Annotated in this window: 18 protein-coding genes; 7 read left to right on the top strand and 11 right to left on the bottom strand. The window is 40.7% G+C overall.

What is annotated here, in order from left to right; all coding sequences use genetic code 11:
• Positions 1 to 11 precede the first annotated feature (11 nt).
• The 4 genes from sufB to M3P19_RS10140 form a co-directional block, all read right to left on the bottom strand.
• Positions 12 to 1,457 carry a Fe-S cluster assembly protein SufB gene (gene sufB / locus M3P19_RS10155; RefSeq protein ID WP_249657555.1) on the bottom strand — a complete coding sequence of 482 codons (1,446 nt, stop codon included), beginning with the start codon at positions 1,455 to 1,457 and terminating at the stop codon, positions 12 to 14.
• A gap of 43 nt (positions 1,458 to 1,500) precedes the next feature.
• Positions 1,501 to 1,830 (bottom strand): HesB/IscA family protein, encoded by a 330-nt coding sequence (locus M3P19_RS10150; protein ID WP_249657554.1) that lies wholly within the window; start codon positions 1,828 to 1,830, stop codon positions 1,501 to 1,503.
• Positions 1,831 to 1,945: 115 nt separating this feature from the next.
• A complete protein-coding gene (locus tag M3P19_RS10145) occupies positions 1,946 to 3,286 on the bottom strand; it encodes a hypothetical protein (protein WP_249657553.1) in 1,341 nt (446 codons plus the stop codon).
• Between the two features lie 8 nt (positions 3,287 to 3,294).
• Positions 3,295 to 4,590: a choice-of-anchor B family protein gene (locus M3P19_RS10140; RefSeq protein ID WP_249657552.1), complete on the bottom strand. Its 1,296-nt coding sequence runs from the start codon at positions 4,588 to 4,590 to the stop codon at positions 3,295 to 3,297.
• A gap of 68 nt (positions 4,591 to 4,658) precedes the next feature.
• On the opposite strand from M3P19_RS10140, the gene thiL reads away from it, so the two are divergent.
• Complete coding sequence (thiL, locus tag M3P19_RS10135; RefSeq protein WP_249657551.1) at positions 4,659 to 5,708, top strand: thiamine-phosphate kinase; 1,050 nt, start codon at positions 4,659 to 4,661, stop codon at positions 5,706 to 5,708.
• A 123-nt stretch (positions 5,709 to 5,831) separates the two neighbouring features.
• Here thiL and M3P19_RS10130 read toward each other — a convergent pair whose 3' ends face one another.
• The gene (locus M3P19_RS10130; RefSeq protein ID WP_249657550.1) at positions 5,832 to 6,086 is read right to left on the bottom strand and encodes a hypothetical protein; all 255 of its coding nucleotides are present in this window, start codon (positions 6,084 to 6,086) and stop codon (positions 5,832 to 5,834) included.
• A gap of 271 nt (positions 6,087 to 6,357) precedes the next feature.
• Here M3P19_RS10130 and brnQ point away from each other — a divergent pair, with 271 nt between their 5' ends.
• Positions 6,358 to 7,620, top strand: coding sequence for a branched-chain amino acid transport system II carrier protein (brnQ, locus tag M3P19_RS10125; protein ID WP_249657549.1), 1,263 nt, complete (start codon positions 6,358 to 6,360; stop codon positions 7,618 to 7,620).
• Between the two features lie 54 nt (positions 7,621 to 7,674).
• Here brnQ and M3P19_RS10120 read toward each other — a convergent pair whose 3' ends face one another.
• The 4 genes from M3P19_RS10120 to M3P19_RS10105 all read right to left on the bottom strand — a co-directional run bounded on the left by M3P19_RS10120 (position 7,675) and on the right by M3P19_RS10105 (position 10,867).
• Positions 7,675 to 8,547, bottom strand: coding sequence for a hypothetical protein (locus M3P19_RS10120; RefSeq protein ID WP_249657548.1), 873 nt, complete (start codon positions 8,545 to 8,547; stop codon positions 7,675 to 7,677).
• A gap of 13 nt (positions 8,548 to 8,560) precedes the next feature.
• A complete protein-coding gene (locus tag M3P19_RS10115; RefSeq protein WP_249657547.1) occupies positions 8,561 to 9,262 on the bottom strand; it encodes a hypothetical protein in 702 nt (233 codons plus the stop codon).
• Between the two features lie 134 nt (positions 9,263 to 9,396).
• Entirely contained in the window at positions 9,397 to 9,582 is a 186-nt protein-coding gene (locus M3P19_RS10110) for a hypothetical protein (protein ID WP_249657546.1), read from the bottom strand.
• A complete protein-coding gene (locus M3P19_RS10105; protein ID WP_249657834.1) occupies positions 9,575 to 10,867 on the bottom strand; it encodes an aminopeptidase P N-terminal domain-containing protein in 1,293 nt (430 codons plus the stop codon). Before M3P19_RS10105 ends, M3P19_RS10110 begins: the two co-directional genes overlap by 8 nt.
• A gap of 87 nt (positions 10,868 to 10,954) precedes the next feature.
• Here M3P19_RS10105 and M3P19_RS10100 point away from each other — a divergent pair, with 87 nt between their 5' ends.
• From M3P19_RS10100 to M3P19_RS10090, 3 genes are all read left to right on the top strand, one after another.
• Positions 10,955 to 13,798: a beta propeller repeat protein gene (locus M3P19_RS10100; protein WP_249657545.1), complete on the top strand. Its 2,844-nt coding sequence runs from the start codon at positions 10,955 to 10,957 to the stop codon at positions 13,796 to 13,798.
• Positions 13,799 to 14,188, top strand: coding sequence for a DUF2721 domain-containing protein (locus tag M3P19_RS10095; protein ID WP_249657544.1), 390 nt, complete (start codon positions 13,799 to 13,801; stop codon positions 14,186 to 14,188). It begins immediately after the preceding gene.
• A gap of 243 nt (positions 14,189 to 14,431) precedes the next feature.
• Positions 14,432 to 14,866, top strand: a complete 435-nt coding sequence (locus M3P19_RS10090; protein WP_249657543.1) for a hypothetical protein — start codon at positions 14,432 to 14,434, stop codon at positions 14,864 to 14,866.
• Here the strand turns inward: M3P19_RS10090 and M3P19_RS10085 are convergent.
• The gene (locus M3P19_RS10085) at positions 14,860 to 15,819 is read right to left on the bottom strand and encodes a succinylglutamate desuccinylase/aspartoacylase family protein (protein WP_249657542.1); all 960 of its coding nucleotides are present in this window, start codon (positions 15,817 to 15,819) and stop codon (positions 14,860 to 14,862) included. The two genes, M3P19_RS10090 and M3P19_RS10085, sit on opposite strands and share 7 nt — an antisense overlap.
• A complete protein-coding gene (locus M3P19_RS10080) occupies positions 15,797 to 16,687 on the bottom strand; it encodes a RimK family alpha-L-glutamate ligase (RefSeq protein ID WP_249657541.1) in 891 nt (296 codons plus the stop codon). Before M3P19_RS10080 ends, M3P19_RS10085 begins: the two co-directional genes overlap by 23 nt.
• Before the next feature lie 195 nt (positions 16,688 to 16,882).
• On the opposite strand from M3P19_RS10080, the gene M3P19_RS10075 reads away from it, so the two are divergent.
• Positions 16,883 to 17,551, top strand: a complete 669-nt coding sequence (locus M3P19_RS10075; protein WP_249657540.1) for a succinate dehydrogenase cytochrome b subunit — start codon at positions 16,883 to 16,885, stop codon at positions 17,549 to 17,551.
• Between the two features lie 2 nt (positions 17,552 to 17,553).
• Positions 17,554 to 19,557: a fumarate reductase/succinate dehydrogenase flavoprotein subunit gene (locus M3P19_RS10070; RefSeq protein ID WP_249657539.1), complete on the top strand. Its 2,004-nt coding sequence runs from the start codon at positions 17,554 to 17,556 to the stop codon at positions 19,555 to 19,557.
• The last annotated feature ends 10 nt before the right edge of the window (positions 19,558 to 19,567 follow it).

Raw genomic sequence — 19,567 nt, 5'->3', positions numbered from 1 at the left:
GTGGTGGCGAATTAACCTACTGACCCTTCTAAACTGATTTCCAATAATTTTTGCGCCTCCACAGCAAATTCCATGGGGAGTTTGTTCAATACTTCCTTACTAAAGCCATTCACTATCAATGCAATGGCCTTTTCCGTATCAATCCCTCTTTGGTTACAGTAAAAAATCTGGTCTTCACCAATTTTACTTGTAGTTGCCTCGTGCTCTATTTGAGCCGTTTTGTTTTTAGCTTCTATGTATGGAAATGTGTGTGCTCCACATTTGTTGCCCATCAACAAGGAATCGCACTGGGAAAAGTTACGAGCATTCTCTGCCCTACTATTCACTTGAACCAATCCTCTATAACTGTTTTGGGACTGTCCTGCGGAGATACCTTTGGAAATAATTGTACTCTTGGTATTCTTCCCAAGGTGAATCATTTTGGTACCGGTATCCGCTTGCTGGAAATTGTTGGTCACAGCAATAGAATAGAATTCCCCAATGGAATTATCTCCTTTTAAAACACAGGAAGGATACTTCCACGTAACCGCTGAACCTGTTTCTACTTGCGTCCAGGAAATTTTTGCATTGGTTTCGCAGAGTCCTCTTTTCGTTACAAAGTTGAAAACACCACCTTTACCGTCTTTATCGCCCGGGAACCAGTTTTGGACCGTGGAGTATTTTATTTCCGCATCATCTAATGCGATTAGTTCCACTACTGCAGCATGCAATTGGTTTTCATCTCTGGATGGAGCCGTGCAACCTTCAAGGTAGCTCACATAACTGCCTTCATCCGCAATTACAAGGGTTCTTTCAAATTGTCCTGTACCTGCTTGGTTAATCCTGAAATATGTGGACAATTCCATTGGACATCTCACTCCTTTTGGGATATAGCAGAAAGACCCATCAGAGAATACAGCGGAATTTAAGGCTGCATAGAAATTGTCTTTTCTTGGTACTACGGTGCCAATGTACTTTTTGACCAATTCTGGATGCTCTTGGATAGCTTCTGAAATAGAACAAAATATAATCCCCTTTTCGGCCAGGGTCTTTTTGAAGGTGGTTGCCACAGAAACGGAATCCATAACGATATCCACTGCTACACCAGCCAGTTTTTTCTGTTCATCCAATGAGATTCCCAAGCGTTTGAAGGTATCCAACAACTCAGGATCAACCTCATCCAAACTATTGTACTTCGGTTTCTTATTAGGAGCTGAATAATAGGAAATATCCTGAAAATTGGGTTTGTCGTAATTAACGTTAGCCCATTCTGGTTCTTCCATTTCCTTCCAAACACGAAATGCTTCCAATCGCCATTCCGTCATCCATTCCGGTTCCTGTTTCTTTTGGGAAATAGCAATGACAATATCCTCACTTAGTCCCTTGGGAAACGTATCAGATTCTATATCGGTATAGAAACCATATTCGTATTCTTTGGTTTCCAGTTCCTTTTTTAATTCTTCTTCAGTGTAAGCCATACTTTCAATTCATCTTCACCATACGGTGAATCATGTTCATCGATTAAAGTGAAAAACTTTCACCGCACCCACAGGTACGCTGCGCATTTGGGTTGTTAAAAACAAAACCCTTTCCATTTAGTCCGCCTGAATATTCCAAAGTGGTGCCGACTAGGTACAAAAAACTCTTTTTGTCCACGATGATTCGCACAGCATTGTCCTCAAAAACCTTATCAGTTTCTGAAGCGGTCCTATCAAAATTCAGTTCATATGATAGCCCACTACAACCGCCACTTTTCACACCAACGCGAACAAAATCAGTAGTGGCATCAAAACCTTCCTCGGTCATAAGATTTACCACTTTTTGTTTTGCTGATTCTGAAACTTTGATCATTCTACTTGGATTTATTCTAAATAGCCCACAAATATAGGTGTTTAGTAGGGTTTTATCACATTTACTAACATTATAATAACGAATAATCCGATAGGGGTTATCTATGGAACGTGGCCTATTTGATTTTAATAACCACCAAATCTGAAGATCCTTTTGAAGAAAGGCCTTGAAATTCATCACTGGCAGTTTCACCTACCACTAATAAATGACCATTTTGATCTTCCAATACATCAAAGCCAAAATCAATGCCCGCACCACCAAAAACCTGCTGGTATTCTATGGTTCCTTCGCCGTTGGTTTTTAGAATCCAAAGGTCATTCTCCCCAAAATTCTCTACCAAATCACCATCACCACTTTTTGAATTCCCTGCAATAACAATTCCGTTGTCCAAGGTCGTCTTTAAGCTATGTCCCGAATCAAAAGCGGTACCGCCGAAATTCTTTTGCCATTGCAGATTCCCATCATCGCTTAATTTGATCAACCATAAATCAGATTCCCCATTGTTTTGTTGAACATCGGAATCACTACTAAACGTATTGCCGGTCACAACGTATCCGCCGTCTGCCGTTTTGGCAATGTCATAGGCTTTATCAATTCCAGTTCCTCCAAATGATTTTTGCCAAACTAAATCCCCAGTGGAACTCACTTTTACTACCCAATAATCATAACTTCCCTTGGGGTCTGTAATGTCAAAATCGTTACTTTCTGATGATCCTGCCATTACGAATCCTCCGTCATCTGCTTGTACTACCCCATAAGATCTGTCATTGTTTGTGCCGCCAAAATACCTGCGCCATTCAAGATTGCCATCTGCATCCAATCGTGTGCCCCAAAATTCCCCAACACCATGTCTGGTCAAATAGCTTCCTTTACCTTCGTTGCCCGCACCACCTGATGAGGTTACATCCAAAAAGCCAGCAAAGAAAAATCCACCATCGGTAGTTTCTACCACATCGTAAGAGTGGTCGTGGCCTGAAAACCCGAAACTCTTTTCCCATAAAATACCACCCGTGGAATCCAATCGTAATATCCAATTGTCATGAAAACCTTCATTATTGCTTCCATCTCCATCATCGCTCATGGCATAGCCAACTATGGCATAACCCCCATCACTCAACTGAATTATGGATTGTCCTCGGTCGTCCTTGGAACCTCCATAGGTATTGCTCCATTGTAAATTCCCCTCTGAATCCAATTTTAGGAGCCAGTAATCATTAACCATGGTAGTCTTCCCAACTAAATCTCCGTCCACACTATTACTGAATCCCAAAACAGCATATCCCCCATCTTGGGTTTGAATGATGGATTGAGCCGTGTCTTCACCAGAACCTCCAAACGTCCTTATCCAATCCACTTCGCCTGTAAAATCTACAGTTGTTGGAGGATTGACCGTGGCATCATCAGTATTACAAGAGTAAAGTGCCAGTAAAACCAGCAGTCCAAAAATCTTTTTCATAGCTTAAATTAATTTGATTTTTGAATTACAAATAATCCCGAATTGGTATCGCTAACTATTATTTTTCCGCTTTCAAAGTAAGGATAGACACTCCATACCCCATCAAAACCGGGTGCATTGTTGGCAGGCAAGGTATCGAAAAATGCAATTTCCGAGATGTTCTCGTTGGCAATATCAGAGATATCCAAAACCCGCACCCCTGCCGAATAATTGGCCAAGAAAAACTCATTGCCAAGCACATATCCATTGTGGTCAATGGCAGTCGTAGGTCCTAGGTAAGTCGTATGCAAAACCGGGGCGTCCAAATCCGTGAAATCAAAAATCAATGTCCGAGAATTGAATCCAAAATTGATCTCATCCAATTCATCACCCAAAATAAAATAGCGGTGATCTTCAGTAAACCAACCTTGATGCGTATATCCGATGTTGCTATAGCCAATTGATGCGATTTCCGACGGATTTGATTTATCCGTAATGTCTATAATGGTAATTTCGTTTTCATTGGATCCAATGAAAATTTCACTGCCGGTATAGTCTGCGTCGGGACCACTATAGGTCACTACTTGAGCATCATGTGTATACCCCTTCGCTCCAAATCCTCCAACTCCTGATGGATTGGTCGGACTTTGCACGCTTATAAAATGAACACCACCTCCAAAAGCATCATTACGCGCTGTTCCCACGGGATAAGCAAATCCCATTTCTTCATTGATCACAATGTTATGCGCATTTCCGATTCCCGTATATACTGCATCAGCATCAAAAACTTGCGGTGGATTTTGAACATTGCTCAATCGGGAAAGGTCAAAAACTTGCATACCATGTCCTGTTGCTTCAGATACCACAAAGGCATGATTAGCGTAAACTTTCACATCTCGCCAAATACTGGATACAGTCTCCGTAAGCATCTTCCCTAAATAAACGGGATTATCCGTATCTGTAATGTCGATAAATGCTGTACCATTATCCAGGCCAAGAATTGCGTATTCGTTCCCAGTAGCTATATCTGTCCATCCCCAAATATCATTGGCAGAAGTAGCATTGAATGCTTGAAGGTTCATTTGCACCAGAAGGTCATATCCGTTACACGGGTATATTGATGCCATTCCGCCTTCACATGGTTCCAGACCGGTCACCGTTGCACTTCCGTTTCCAATATCAGGTGGATCAGTCCCAGGGTTTCCTCCATTTCCTGGATTGCCCCCATTACCGGGATTTGGATTTGGAGCAGGGTCCGTTCCATTATCGCTGGTACACGAAAAGATAAAGAATGCTAATAGCATGAAGATGAGGTGTCTTCCCATTTCAAAAGCAATTTTAAGTTCCTTTTTTAAAGATACCATTTTATAATTATCCTCATTACTTTTGCCGAATGTTAGAAGATAAAAACCAACAGCGAACTTCGCTTGAAAATCTTGGGGAATTTGGACTCATCAATCATTTGACCAAACACTTTGAAATACAACACACATCTACGCTAAAAGGAATTGGGGATGATGCTGCTGTCTTGAATTTTAAGGATAAGAACGCCGTAGTCTCCACGGATTTATTGGTTGAAGGTGTGCATTTTGACCTTAGTTATATGCCCTTAAAGCATTTAGGCTATAAATCTGTGATGGTCAACTTATCAGACATATATGCCATGAATGCCATTGCCACACAAATTACCGTTTCCATTGCTATATCCAATAGGTTTCCATTAGAGGCCCTTGAAGAATTTTATGCAGGAGTGGCGCAGGCGTGCAATGTGTATAATGTAGATTTAATAGGTGGGGACACAACCTCCAGTACCAAAGGAATGTTAATCAGCATTACCGCTATTGGAATGGCTAAAACTGAAAAGCTTGTTTATCGCTCCGGGGCAAAAGAAAACGACCTTTTAGTGGTTAGTGGTGACCTTGGTGGCGCCTATTTGGGCTTGCAGGTTTTAGAGCGCGAAAAGGAAGTGTTTAAAGTTAATCCCAATAATCAACCTGACTTAGAACCCTACTCTTATATTGTTGAGCGGCAATTGAAACCAGAGGCAAGAATGGACATTGTTGAGCTGCTTGAAAAATTGGAAGTCAAGCCAACTTCCATGATCGATATCAGTGATGGACTTTCCTCGGAAATTCTTCATTTGTGTGCCAATAGCGAGGTAGGCTGCAATTTGTTTGAAGATAAAATTCCTTTGGATCCTACGGTCATCTCCACTTCAGAAGAATTCAAAATGGATTCCACAACCATTGCCTTAAGTGGTGGCGAGGATTATGAGTTATTGTTTACCATTGACCAAACTGATTTTCCAAAAATAAAGGCCAATCCCAATCTAACAGTAATTGGTCATATTGCTGCTAAAGAAGAAGGCACGCATTTGGTTACCAGGGCAAATACTAAAATTGCGCTTACAGCCCAGGGATGGAATTCATTTAATGAGGAATAAAAAAATCCCGAAAATTAGCACACTGCTGATCAAAAGGTCTTGGGGCACATAACGATTTGAACGAAGCGCTTTAGCTATCTCCGGGATAAAATCTTTACAACGATGAATACTTAACCGAACAGGTTAAGCTACTTGAGGAACTTGTCTTCCTCTTCGCTTTCTATACATATCGGAAAGGGTACTGTTAATGTCCTGCATTTCCGGGGTAAGCTCGGAAAGCTTGCCGCTTGCATCTGTAGTGACTTGCTTTTGGCAGTGAATGCATTTGTACTCCTTAATATGTTGTGTTACTTTTTTGGAAACCACATAGTGATGTCCAAATAAGTTGCAGAAAAAAGAAGAGAATTTGTTGCCATGGTGGTTCGGGGAAGTCTTCATAAGCTTGGTGTTGTTTGGGGCAGGCATTTATTCGATTTGGGGTCGATCAATGCGTAGATATATTGCTGTAATTTTATGTTATACGTTCGTGTTTGGTAATTAGATCTATTTTAGCAACGGATGTTGATAACTTTTTATTTTGCAAAGCAATTCCAAAAAGCTGTTTTTCGATGAAATGCATGAACATCGTCCAAATATTGCATTCTACCGATGAGTTGCGTTTCGAAATATAATTATTTGAATTATTTTAACAAAAAATTATTAACACTTTATGAACAAAAAAACGGTGGCCATCACGGCCTTTGCCCTTTTCTCACTTTTTTTTGGCGCAGGTAATTTGATCTTACCCCCGCAATTGGGATTTAAATCAGGAGAATGGTGGTGGTTGGTTACAGTTGGTTTTTGTTTATCGGCTGTTTTTATACCTATCCTTGGAATCCTGGCCCATGCCAGATTACAGGGGACCATGTTCGACTTTGCAAAGAAAGTTTCTCCTAGCTTCAGCCTGATCTATTGTTATATCGTATATGCCATTTCCATCGCTCTTCCTTCACCAAGGACTGCTTCTGTAACACATGAGATGGCTATCCAACCCATTTGGGATTCTTCCTCTTTGTTTACCAGCATCTTATACTTTGGTTTGGTTTACGTCTTTGTGGTCAATCGTTCCAAGATATTGGATGTTATTGGAAAGTTTTTGACACCGGGTATTTTGATCGTTCTCGCCTTGATCATGGGTGTCGCTTTTTTTGAATTGGAGTTCAATTTTGGTGCCTCCCAATTCCCTAACCCATTTACACATGGAATCCTAGAAGGGTATCAAACCTTTGATGCCATTGGAGCCGTAGTTGTAGGAGGAGTGATCATCATTTCAATCAATCTGAAAAGTGATGGCATGGCATATGCCGAAAAGAGAAACCTTATTGCCAGAGCGGGTTGGTTTGCCGGTTTGGGGTTGTTTTTGGTATATACTGGTTTGATCATTACAGGAGCTTTGTTCGGGGATTCCTTTGATCCTGAGATTTCGCGAACGGCATTACTTAGCGGTATAAGTCAGAAAACTTGGGGCAACACTGCCGCTTTGCTCTTGAGTATTTTGGTAAGCTTGGCCTGTTTCACAACCGCAGTAGGTATTGTAACCGGTACTGCAGATTTTATAAAAGGGCGGTTCAACAATTCTCAACAAGCCTATATTATTACGACCATTATTGCTTGCATTCTCGGCGTACTGATGGGGCAATTCAATGTCGGGTACATCATAGCTGTCGCCCTACCTGCTTTAATGTTTATTTATCCCATTACCATAGTATTGATCGTGCTGAATGTGCTACCCGAAAAGTGGGCTTCTCCCAAAGTTTTTAAATGGGTCGTCGTTGCTACGGTTTTATTTAGTATCCCGGATTTTATAGGCAGTATTGGTTGGGGTGAATCCATTGTTCCAATTACCCAATACATCCCATTAAGCCAATTTCATATGGGTTGGGTAATCCCTGCAATGGTGGTTTTTGGAGTGGCGAATTTGGTGAGGGATTAGAAGAGAATAGACTTGTTTTTTAAGTCTTTGATCATGCCAAAGCATGGAGTCATGTTAACTTTCACTATTATGGAGTTTTTTTATTTCATAATCAAATCTTAACACTTTCATATTCCATAATGTTAAGGTTTGTGTGGCGCTTATTCTATTCTTTAAGCTTCTTACTACTAGGGTGTCTTTAAATGACTTTATGAATTTAGCCCATAATTGCCCTTTGGAATCTTTTAATAAAAAATAGAAACCGCTATCACCAATTTTTTTTCCTTCTGAACTAAGTATCAGTTCTCCTCTTGTTCCAACTTTTGGAGTTAAAATAACCGTGGCATTCCCGTTTGGTAGTGGAAACATTGCCTTAATACAAGTAATCCCCGATGGCATAAGGCAAGTGTCATAAACCCCAGAATAAACAACTTGACCCGTAGATTTAAATGCTCGAAACCAAATTGTCCTTATTACTTCGTTCGTTTTAGAATCGAGTAATTGTATTATTTCGTTTGTCAATCCAGAGGCACTCTTAACATTTCTAATTGGAACATTTAGTTGTTCTATTCTTTGACTAAATATAAGCTTTACTAAAAGACCAAATCCTTTAAAAATCGGATTCCATTTCACCTTAAATTGGAGATCATAATTAGACGTATTCTGATAAAAGTCAATGACTTCCTTAGACAACCTATTCGATTCATTTTTAGGTAGACATAATTGTTCAATGGATTGAATCAATCCCTTGTTTTTGGTTTGATTATCAATAATCAAATGTTCTTTTTCAGCTAATTGTTTTATAAATTTTAATCCTATACCATTTTTCTCGCCAAAAGGTCCAAGAAGCCATTTGTGCTTTGTTTTATCAATTTTATTTCCAAAAAGAATGACCCATTGCTGTGTCATCCAATCTTGTATACTTTGATTTTTCTTTGCGATTCCCATTTTTATGGAATTCTTAAATACCGGGAATAAAGTTTGACTTTCCCTTCCATTCGCCAAACTCTGATAGAGGCTTAAATCTAAGTGTTGTAAACTCGAAATGAAAATCTTTTCTTTCTCTTTCGTTCATAGCATTGGCATGTCGTCTTGGTTTTTCAACCGTTGTATGGCCATGAACCATATCTGTCATTTCTTTTTCTGTTTTCCAAATTGAAAAAGTTGAGACCGTAGTAGGAAATTTTATAGATGCCAATGAAAGAGTAGTTCCAGGATGATCTCTAACTAGTTTTTCTGCAGGCCTTCCCCATTGGATAAACCTAGGTATTGCCAATGGTTTCATTCTTGCAATTGTAACAGCTACTACTGGAGAATTTGGACTTTTTAATTTGTCGATTTGGTTTGATATTTTGAATCCGTGGAACTTTCCCCATATTCTAGTAAAGACCAAACGAACATGCCACCCTTCTGCAAGTACTCTTCCAAAACTGTCTTGTTCCATATAGTTTTTAAGAGCCATTTCATTTTCCCATTGCATAAAAACGGCAACTTGTCCAATTAAAACCCTAGATGGAGAAAAGATAGGAGAACCTAGGGTCATCGCTGTCATATATTCACAGTGAATAAGTCCTTTCGTTTTGTCAGAAATTGGATTCGAGAATATTTTTTTTATTGAATCAAAGATGGACAGTTCAACTAAATGATAAGAGAATATATTCACTTTTACGGGATTGTTACTTCACTGTTATTCTTCAAATTTCTTACCTCCTTTGTAAAATGAATCATCATTAAATGATTTAGAACCAATGATTAAGAAAATTTGACCTATGTTATCTGGTGTAGTTTAAGGAAAGCTTAAGACCCCCGCTTCTTTTTATTGTAGTGATAAATCGCGTAAGCTATACCAACCAAAATCACAAAAGGAAGGTACGACCCAATAACAACACCAATTTCATAGGCACTGTCCGGCGCTTCTTCCATTTTCTTTTCAATGTCAACCTGCCACGTAAGTATCGTTGCTATTAATTGTAAACTATGCATTCATCAACGTTTCTATTTCCTCGGCTTCAATTGGTATGTTTTGCATCAAATTAAAAGGCTCCCCTTTTTCTTGGATCACTACGTCATCCTCCAAACGGATCCCAAATCCTTCTGCTGGGATATAAATTCCCGGTTCCACCGTAAAGACCATATTGGCGGTCATTGGCGTTTTTAACTCCCCGTAATCATGGGTGTCCAAACCAATATGATGGCTTGTGCCATGCATAAAGTACTTTTTGTATGCAGGCCAGTTTTGATCTTCGTTTTGCACATCCGCTTTATCCAATAATCCTAATCCTAACAATTCAGAAGTCATTAGTTTACCAACCTCTTTATGGTATTCCGCCCAAATAGTTCCGGGCACCAACATATTTGTGGCATCGTTTTTCACGCGAAGTACAGCATCGTAGACTTCTCGCTGGCGCTTGGTGTATTTTCCATTTACTGGTATGGTTCGGGTAAGGTCACTTGAGTAGTTGGCATATTCCGCGGCAACATCCATCAAAATCAAATCGCCGTCCTTGATTTGTTGGTTGTTTTCTATATAATGAAGTACATTGGCATTGTTACCTGCAGCAATTATCGGCGTGTAGGCAAAGCCTTTAGATCTATTGCTGACAAATTCATGCAAGAGTTCCGCTTCCATTTCGTATTCCCAAACTCCGGGCTTGGTAAAGCTCAGTAACCTTCTAAAACCTTTTTCGGTAATGTTGCAGGCTTCCTGCATCAATGCAATTTCTTCTGGTTCTTTAACCCCTCTTATCTGTTGCAAAATAGGATTGCTCTTGGCCCAACTATGGGCCGGGAAGTCCTTTTTGCACTTTTCAATAAAGCGATCTTCCCTAGTCTGTGTAACCACCGCCTGACGGTAATGCTCATTTGTGTTAAAATAAATCGTATCCGCTTCCGTCATTAAGTCAAAAAACACCTTGTCAAAATCTGTCAACCAATACACTGTTTCTACTCCGGAAACGGCAGTGGCCTGGGCCTTCGTCAATTTAGCTCCTTCCCAAATGGCGATATGCTCGTTGGTCTCACGCACAAACAAAATCTCCCGGTGCTTTTTATCCGAAGCTTCAGGAAACAACAACAGGATGGTTTCCTCTTGATCAGCTCCGCTTAGGTAAAAGATATCACGGTGTTGCTCAAACTTCATGGTACTATCCGCACTTATGGGGTAGATATCATTGGAGTTGAAAACCGCAAGGCTCTTTGGTTTCATTTGAGCCATGAATTTTTTACGGTTTTTGATAAAAAGCTGGTTGCTGATCGGATGGTATTTCATGTGAAAAAATCTATTTGTCCAAATGTAGGTAATTGCGATACCCAAGACAAATTCATACCTTCCCAAATGAAATAAAACACCTCCTACATGAAACATTTCCAATGGTTTGCTTTGCTCTTATTTTTTCAATTGGGTATGGCCCAACAAAATGCCACTTCTGCTGAAAAAGTTATGACTTCCTTGGCCCAGAAAGCTCAATTGGCCAAAACCTCATCGGTTAAAAATATCCCACTAAAAAATATTGGCCCCTCTGTAATGAGCGGTAGGGTTGTGGACTTGGATGTCAACCCAAATGACCCAACCGAATTTTATGTGGCCTACGCCTCAGGAGGCTTATGGCACACCACCACCAATGGCATTTCCTTTGATCCAGTTCTTGACAATTCAGATACACAAAATATTGGGGATATTGCCGTAGAATGGAATAGCAATACCATCTGGGTAGGTACCGGGGAAAACAATTCATCACGTTCTTCCTACGCTGGTATTGGTATCCTCAAATCTACCGACGGTGGTAAAACTTGGGCCAATATGGGACTGCATGATTCGCATCATATTGGCAGGATCATCGTAAACCCAAACAACCCAAACGAAGTGGTTGTTGGTGTCACTGGTCATTTGTATTCTCCAAATACAGAAAGGGGCGTTTTCAAAACTACTGATGGTGGCCAAACTTGGACGCATAGTTTGTTTGTTGATGAAAATACGGGAATCATAGATCTTGCCTGTTCGCCCAATAATTTCAACATACAATATGCTGCGGCATGGGAAAAAGACAGAAAGGCTTGGAATTTTTCGGGCAATGGTGCGCATTCAGGAATCTATAAAAGTGTTGATGGTGGATCAAGTTGGTCCTTGGTCACTAATGAGGGTTCAGGTTTCCCAACTGGTGATGGTGTTGGACGGATTGGACTCGCGGTTTTTGATGACAATACGGTCTATGCTGTACACGATAGTCAATTCCGAAGGGAGAAAAAAAAGGAAGCGCAAAAAGATGAATTGACCAAAGAGGATTTTAGATCTATGGACAGCGAGACTTTCTTGGCATTGGATGATAAAAAGTTAAACGACTTTTTAAAGACGAACGGTTTCCAGGAAAAATACAAGGCTGAAAACGTAAAACAAATGGTGCGGAGTGGAAGTGTTGCTCCTGTGGATTTGACCAAGTATTTGGAAAATGCCAATTCGTTGCTTTTCGATACGCCTGTAGTTGGTGCCGAAGTGTACCGTAGTGATGATGCCGGTGGAAATTGGAAAAAGATGAACTCGGATTACATCGATGATTTGTTCTATAGTTATGGGTACTACTTTGCCCAGATTAGGGTGGACCCAAGTGCTAAAGACCGTATTTATCTGGCAGGCGTACCCCTGGTAAAATCAGAAGATGGAGGAGATACATTTACATCAATAGGAAAGGAAAACGTTCATGTAGATCATCATGCGCTATGGATAAATCCAAACAGGCCTGGTCATTTGATCAATGGAAATGATGGCGGGGTCAACATCTCTTATGATGATGGTGAAAACTGGATGAAGAACAACTCCCCAAAAGTAGGGCAGTTCTATGCAATCAACATTGATCATGAAACCCCTTATAATGTTTATGGCGGATTACAAGACAACGGTGTTTGGAAAGGGGCACACGACAATAAAGAAAATAAGGCTTGGGAACAAAACGGAATCAACCCATGGCAAATGATCTTGGGTGGAGATGGGATGCAAGTTCAAATCGACAACAGAAATTCCGATATCGTCTATACCGGATTCCAGTTTGGCAATTACTTTCGTTTGGATTTGAGTACCAAGACCAGTCAGTACATTCAACCAAAACACGAACTGGGTGAATCTCCCTATCGTTTTAATTGGCAAACCCCCATCTTACTATCAGAACATAATCAGGACATCCTGTATCTAGGTGGTAATAAATTACACCGATCCCTAAATCAGGGCGATGATTGGGAAACGATTTCCGAAGATCTTACTTCCGGAGGGAAAACAGGGAATGTTGCTTATGGAACGATTACCACCATCTCGGAATCTCCATTTAAATTCGGATTAATCTATGTTGGAACGGATGATGGCTTGATCCATGTCTCTAAAAACGGAGGTGGCAGCTGGGAGCAAATTTCCAATTCCTTATCACAAAATCAATGGGTAAGCGAAGTGGCTGCCTCAAAACATAAAAAAGAACGTATTTATGCTACCCTAAATGGTTATCGATGGGACGACTTTACTCCTTTTATATATGTAAGTGATGATTACGGAAAAAGCTGGAAGCAAATTTCCAACGGAATACCAGACGCACCCGTTAATGCTTTTGTTGAAGACCCAGAAAATGAGAACCTTTTATTTGTCGGAACGGATAATGGACTCTATGTAAGTTTCAATCGTGGTGAAGACTGGGAACTATTTCAAAATGGAATGCCAAATGTTGCCATCCATGATTTAGTGATTCAGTCTGAAGCAAAACATCTTTTGGTCGGCACCCACGGCAGAAGTATTTACAAAGGTGATGTTTCTGTATTACAGCAAATGACCCCTGAGTTATGGAACAAAAAATTGGCGCTCTTCAAAGTGGAGAACATCAAACATTCCAAAAATTGGGGGAATCCAACATATGGGTGGGTTGAACCTAACACTCCGGGCTTGGACCTGACATTTTATGCTTCTCAATCTGGAACGGTCAATGCATCGGTAAGCACTGCTGACGGTGTTGAGGTAAGCGCCATTCAAATGGAAGCCGATAAAGGCTTGAACATATTATCTTATGACCTTGCATTTTCCAAAAAAGGGAAAAGCAATTTTCTGAAAAAAAATAAAATGAAATTGGAAGCTGCCAAAAATGGAAAAACCTATTTGCCAAAAGGAAGTTACAAGGTGACCTTATCCGGCAATGGCACTTCTGAGGAGATTGAATTCAAAATTGAATAAATGCAACTTACCTTAAGCATCCCGGCGCTATTATTCCCGGCAATTTCATTGACCATGTTGGCGTATAATGCACGCTATTTGGCCATTGCCGCTCTCATACGCCAACTTCATAAGCAATACTTACAGGAAGATTCTCAGCCCGTAAAAAAACAAATTGAACAACTACGTAAGCGTTTAGGTATAATCAAAAACATGCAGGCCTCTGCCATTGTTAGCTTTTTGCTCTCCGCGATCACGATGTTTTTAATTTATGTTGAAATGAATGTGTGGGCCAATATCATCTTTGGCATTAGCTTGATATTTTTAATGGTATCCTTATTGCTATCATTGATCGAAGTTCAGTTATCTACAAAAGCCTTGGGTATTCAACTGAGCAATATGGAAGAATAATATTGGGAAGTACTACAATTGAAGGAAAAATAAGGCCAACGTAGTACGCCTATTACTAACAACATTTAAGATTAGTTACGCTAAAAGTTATGGTTTTTTCGGATTCAGCTGAAAAAGTTGAAAAATCCGTAAAAAGCGCGCTATTATTGACCAAAACCGTGATAACTCACACAATAATCCTTAAATTTACCGTCCTCAAAAAGCTAATTTAATCCAGAATAAAATTCTCAACACCAACGAATCATGCGTAGTGTCAGGGAAATAGATTTTTTTAAAAACATCAGGGAAATACGTGAATACGAGTTTGGGGTATTCTATTTCTTTGATGGTCTTGTCATTTCCGAAATTAAGGAAGATGTGGTTTTTAACTGGAACATGGCACAAAAAACAATAGACGCCGCCTACGAAATCATTGGGCGGGAAAAACCCATTGCCTACATTTCCAACCGGATAAACAATTACTCCGTTGTACCCACGGATTGGTTAAAATTCTTCACCAACCGGCATCAATTGGAGTTGTATTCGGTTGTTGCCTACTCCAAAAGCGGCTTGGCAAGTCTTATTCTGGAGCGTATGTTTTTCAAAAACAATATCCGTCAGTTTTCCGATTTGGAAAGCGCCATAAAATGGAGTTTAACCAAATTGGAATCCAAGGAAAATTTACTTCAAAGTCAATAACCGAGGTGAAATAATGCATCTCCCTGATTGACTACGGCCTGATGGTTTATACAAAAAACAAAACCGTCAAATGGAGCTTTGATTTTTTTGGTCTTCTTAGCAAAGGTGTCCGTAACCATTCCCAAAATCTGGTCTTTTGTAATAACTGTCCCATTCTCAACCTCTGGAATAAACATGCCCGCCCTGGAAGCACGGACCCATCTTGTTCCTTCCAAATGAATGGATTGATGTTTCCTTTTATTGGTTTTAACGGCCCGCATTCCTAATTGGACCAAAACATTCTGTATCCCTTTTAATCCCTCATCAATGCTATTTTCGTCAAATCGCATACTTTCTCCAGCTTCAAACACTATTGTTGGTATCTCCAACTTGAATGCAGTTTTACGAAATGATCCAGCAATCAATCGTGACGAAAAATACAGGGGCGCATTGAATGCTTCAGCCAAAAACTTACTGCGATCATCATCTAAGGTGTAACGTACTTGGGGGAAATTATGGCGCAACCCGCCACCGGTGTGCAAGTCGATTGCGTAATCTACTTGTGGTAAAATTTCCGAGGTATAATTGTAAGCAATCCTACTGGCCAGCGATCCTGTTTTTCTTCCTGGAAAACTTCGGTTGACATCCTTTCCATCGGGAACATCCCTTGAAAAATGTATGAACCCAAATACGTTAAGAATGGGAACAACGATCACCGCGCCTTTCTTTACCTGAAACAACTTTTCCTGAAGTCCTCTTCTCAAAGTCTCCACCCCGTTGATTTCGTCGCCATGCAATCCAGCTTGAACCAATAAAGTAGGGCCGGGTTTTTTTCCATTGAACACATGCACGGGAATGTCTATTAACGTTCCCGTTGGCAATCTTGCAATATTGATCTGTACCAACTTGCTTTCTCCCGGAGCAATTTCCGCTCCGTTGATTGTCAAGGTTTTATTTTCTCCTTCTGAGTGCATTCTTTTCAACAAAATCAATAATATGTTTGGCAACATTCACTCCAGTTGCTGCCTCAATTCCTTGTAGTCCTGGCGAAGCATTCACCTCCAAAAGAACCGGTCCTTTTTTTGAACGCATCAAATCCACGCCAGCCACTCCCAAGCCCAAATATTTAGTTGCGTTCAATGCAATGAATTGTTCCTTTGCCGTGGGCTTGATAGCAGTGGTATCTGCACCCCTGTGGACATTAGATCTAAAATCATCCAAATCACTGGTGCGTTTCATGCTTGCAACTACCTTGTTGCCCACCACAATAATTCGAATGTCCTCTCCATTTGCTTCTGAAATATACCGTTGAAGCAGAATACTGGTATCCATTTTATACAACGTGTCTATGATGGATTTTGCCGACTTTTTGGTTTCGGCCAATATTACCCCCATACCGTGCGTACCCTCTTGCAGTTTTATGATTACAGGAGGTCCCCCCAACAATTTTATCTGTTCTTCAATATTATCCGGATTTATGGAAAAAACCGTTTCTGGAATAGGAATCCCTTTCCTGGACATGATCTGTAGTGTCCTTACCTTGTTTCGTGCTCGTGTGATGCCCAAGGATCGTGCTGTACTGAACACATTGTTCATCTCAAACTGTTTGACGATGGCAGCTCCATGCCGTGTCACTTTGGCTCCAATGCGAGGTATGATTGCATCAAACTCGTCAATAACATTTTCTTCATCCAAAAAAATCTGTGGTTTGCCATCGCCAAGTTTAACCGAACATCTTGTGTGGTCAATGAGCTCCACATAATGTCCTGCGTTCTGGGCTTCCTCAAGAATCCTGCGAGTGGAATGTACGTTAAGACTAACAGAAAGTATCGCAATATCCATAAGCTTATTTCTGATGCAATTCAGTGGTAATATCGGTTAAAATTCCCATTTGTTGGAAAAATAAAGTAATTAAATCCTTAAGAATGAGAAGGATTGATAGCTTGGGTATAATGGGTCTAAATAAGACCTTAATGGCTGTTGAAAGCTTGTTAAAAACTCAATCGTGCCGTAAATTTGTTGTCTAAACCAACGCTAATGAGTGGATTGATAAAATCTTCGATTGCCCGCAAAGTAGTGATGGCACTTTCGGGTTTGTTTCTGGTAATTTTCTTAATACTACACGTTACCATCAATTTTGCATCGGTGATTTCTCCCGATTTTTTTAACGAAGCTTCGCACTTTATGGGGTACAATCCTTTGGTACAATACCTCATGCAGCCTATCCTGATCATTGGGGTAATTGTGCATTTTGTAATGGGATTCGCTTTGGAACTCAAAAACAAACAGGCGCGTGGCATCAGCTATGTGAAGTATAATGGAGGAGCTGCTGCACCTTGGGTTTCGCGCAATATGATCTATTCTGGTTTGGCAATACTTGCCTTTTTAGGATTGCACTTTTATGACTTCTGGGTACATGAAATGACGTACAAATACATTGAAATGAATCCGGAAAATCCAACGCGGTACTACGCGGAAACGGTAGAGAAGTTCGCTCCTTTCTGGCGGACCATTATTTATGTAATCTCATTTGTTCTTTTAAGTTTGCATTTATGGCATGGATTCGCTTCTTCATTTCAATCCATGGGAGTCAACAATAAATACACTCCAGCCATAAAGTCGTTTACTAAAATATTTGCCGTGGTGGTTCCGTTGGCTTTTGTTTTCATAGCCCTTTACCATCATCTTAACCCAATAACACATTAATTATGGGCATATTGGATTCTAAAATTCCATCCGGTCCTTTGGCCGATAAATGGACCAAACATAAGAATGAAATCAATCTAGTAAACCCAGCCAACAAGCGTAACATTGATGTAATTGTTGTAGGTACTGGATTAGCAGGTGGTGCTGCTGCCGCTACCTTGGCAGAGTTGGGCTATAATGTAAAGACATTTTGCTATCAGGATTCTCCACGAAGAGCGCACTCAATTGCCGCTCAAGGAGGAATAAATGCAGCCAAAAATTATCAAGGAGATGGTGATAGTTTCTACCGTCTTTTCTATGATACCATCAAAGGTGGTGACTACCGTTCCCGTGAAGGCAACGTTTATCGTCTGGCTGAAGAATCCGCGAATATCATTGATCAATGCGTAGCACAAGGAGTGCCTTTTGCTCGGGAATATGGTGGGCTTTTGGACAACCGCTCATTTGGAGGTGTATTAGTATCACGTACGTTCTATGCCAAAGGGCAAACTGGACAGCAATTATTGCTGGGAGCGTATGCAGCAATGAACAGACAAATCAACCGAGGAAAAATTCAATCCTATAACCGTCATGAAATGATGGATTTGGTATTGGTTGACGGTAAAGCTCGTGGTATCATTGCCCGTGATTTAGTTTCGGGAGAAATTCAAAGACACAGTGCTCATGCCGTGGTATTGGCCACTGGGGGGTATGGAAATGTTTTCTTCCTTTCAACCAATGCAATGGGCAGTAACGTAATGGCCGCATGGCGAGCACATAAAAAAGGAGCGTTTTTTGCCAATCCTTGCTATACACAAATTCACCCTACCTGTATTCCAGTTTCCGGAGAACATCAATCCAAATTGACTTTGATGTCAGAGTCTTTGAGAAATGATGGTAGAATTTGGGTGCCAAAACGTATGGAAGATGCAGTAGCTATTCGCGAAGGCAAGCTAAAGCCAACACAATTGGCGGAGGAAGACCGAGACTACTATTTGGAGCGCAGATACCCGGCTTTTGGAAACTTGGTGCCTAGGGATGTTGCTTCCAGAGCTGCAAAAGAACGTTGTGATGCCGGTTTTGGTGTTAATAAAACTGGTGAGGCGGTCTATCTCGATTTTGCAGCGGCAATTGAACGCTATGGTAGAGAGAAAGCACTTACTTCAGGACTCAAGGATCCAAGTAAGGAAACCGTTACTAAATTAGGCGAAGAAGTCATTGAAGCCAAGTATGGTAACCTCTTCCAGATGTACGAGAAAATCGTTGATGAGAATCCGTACAAGACGCCTATGATGATTTATCCTGCGGTTCACTATACCATGGGTGGAGTTTGGGTGGATTATAACCTTCAGACCACAATACCTGGATGCTACTGCGCAGGTGAAGCCAATTTTAGTGATCACGGGGCTAACCGATTGGGTGCCTCTGCTTTGATGCAAGGTTTGGCCGATGGCTATTTTGTACTTCCATACACTATTGGGGATTACTTGGCCGATGATATTCGAACTGGAGCAATCCCTACAGATTCTCCCGAGTTTGAAGCAGCGGAAAACGAAGTGCGTAGCCGACTGGAAAAATTAATGTCAGGAACAGGAATCCATTCGGTGGATTACTATCATAAAAAACTGGGCAAGATCATGTGGAATAAATGTGGTATGTCCAGAAACGCCAAAGAGCTCGAAGAAGCCATCAAGGAAATTGCCGAACTGCGCAAAGATTTCTGGGAGAATGTAAAGATTCCAGGAGCTGCAGATTCCAAAAACCAAGAACTTGAAAAAGCAGGGCGTGTTGCCGATTTCTTGGAATTGGGAGAATTGTTCGCTAAAGATGCCTTGCACAGAAACGAATCTTGTGGAGGTCACTTCCGTGAAGAATACCAAACCGAAGAAGGTGAAGCCTTAAGGGATGACAAGAACTTCAAATATGTAGCGGCATGGGAATACAAAGGTGAACCCAAAGATGCTGTATTGCATAAAGAAGAATTGGTTTACGAGAATATTGAGCTTAAAACAAGAAGTTATAAATAGTTTGTGATAT

This window comes from Flagellimonas spongiicola (genome assembly GCF_023502425.1).
Classification (GTDB): Bacteria; Bacteroidota; Bacteroidia; order Flavobacteriales; family Flavobacteriaceae; genus Flagellimonas; species Flagellimonas spongiicola.
This window is presented reverse-complemented; position numbering and strand designations above follow the sequence as displayed.

What these genes read in the sequence shown, in the direction of transcription:
- sufB (WP_249657555.1), bottom strand. Translation starts at nt 1,457, where the DNA reads ATGGCTTACACTGAAGAAGAATTAAAAAAGGAACTGGAAACCAAAGAA.
- M3P19_RS10110 (WP_249657546.1), bottom strand. Translation starts at nt 9,582, where the DNA reads ATGCATAGTTTACAATTAATAGCAACGATACTTACGTGGCAGGTTGAC.
- M3P19_RS10120 (WP_249657548.1), bottom strand. Translation starts at nt 8,547, where the DNA reads ATGGGAATCGCAAAGAAAAATCAAAGTATACAAGATTGGATGACACAG.
- M3P19_RS10070 (WP_249657539.1), top strand. Translation starts at nt 17,554, where the DNA reads ATGGGCATATTGGATTCTAAAATTCCATCCGGTCCTTTGGCCGATAAA.
- thiL (WP_249657551.1), top strand. Translation starts at nt 4,659, where the DNA reads ATGTTAGAAGATAAAAACCAACAGCGAACTTCGCTTGAAAATCTTGGG.
- M3P19_RS10140 (WP_249657552.1), bottom strand. Translation starts at nt 4,590, where the DNA reads ATGGGAAGACACCTCATCTTCATGCTATTAGCATTCTTTATCTTTTCG.
- M3P19_RS10085 (WP_249657542.1), bottom strand. Translation starts at nt 15,819, where the DNA reads ATGCACTCAGAAGGAGAAAATAAAACCTTGACAATCAACGGAGCGGAA.
- M3P19_RS10130 (WP_249657550.1), bottom strand. Translation starts at nt 6,086, where the DNA reads ATGAAGACTTCCCCGAACCACCATGGCAACAAATTCTCTTCTTTTTTC.
- M3P19_RS10150 (WP_249657554.1), bottom strand. Translation starts at nt 1,830, where the DNA reads ATGATCAAAGTTTCAGAATCAGCAAAACAAAAAGTGGTAAATCTTATG.
- M3P19_RS10080 (WP_249657541.1), bottom strand. Translation starts at nt 16,687, where the DNA reads ATGGATATTGCGATACTTTCTGTTAGTCTTAACGTACATTCCACTCGC.
- M3P19_RS10090 (WP_249657543.1), top strand. Translation starts at nt 14,432, where the DNA reads ATGCGTAGTGTCAGGGAAATAGATTTTTTTAAAAACATCAGGGAAATA.
- M3P19_RS10145 (WP_249657553.1), bottom strand. Translation starts at nt 3,286, where the DNA reads ATGAAAAAGATTTTTGGACTGCTGGTTTTACTGGCACTTTACTCTTGT.
- M3P19_RS10105 (WP_249657834.1), bottom strand. Translation starts at nt 10,867, where the DNA reads ATGAAATACCATCCGATCAGCAACCAGCTTTTTATCAAAAACCGTAAA.
- brnQ (WP_249657549.1), top strand. Translation starts at nt 6,358, where the DNA reads ATGAACAAAAAAACGGTGGCCATCACGGCCTTTGCCCTTTTCTCACTT.
- M3P19_RS10075 (WP_249657540.1), top strand. Translation starts at nt 16,883, where the DNA reads ATGAGTGGATTGATAAAATCTTCGATTGCCCGCAAAGTAGTGATGGCA.
- M3P19_RS10100 (WP_249657545.1), top strand. Translation starts at nt 10,955, where the DNA reads ATGAAACATTTCCAATGGTTTGCTTTGCTCTTATTTTTTCAATTGGGT.
- M3P19_RS10095 (WP_249657544.1), top strand. Translation starts at nt 13,799, where the DNA reads ATGCAACTTACCTTAAGCATCCCGGCGCTATTATTCCCGGCAATTTCA.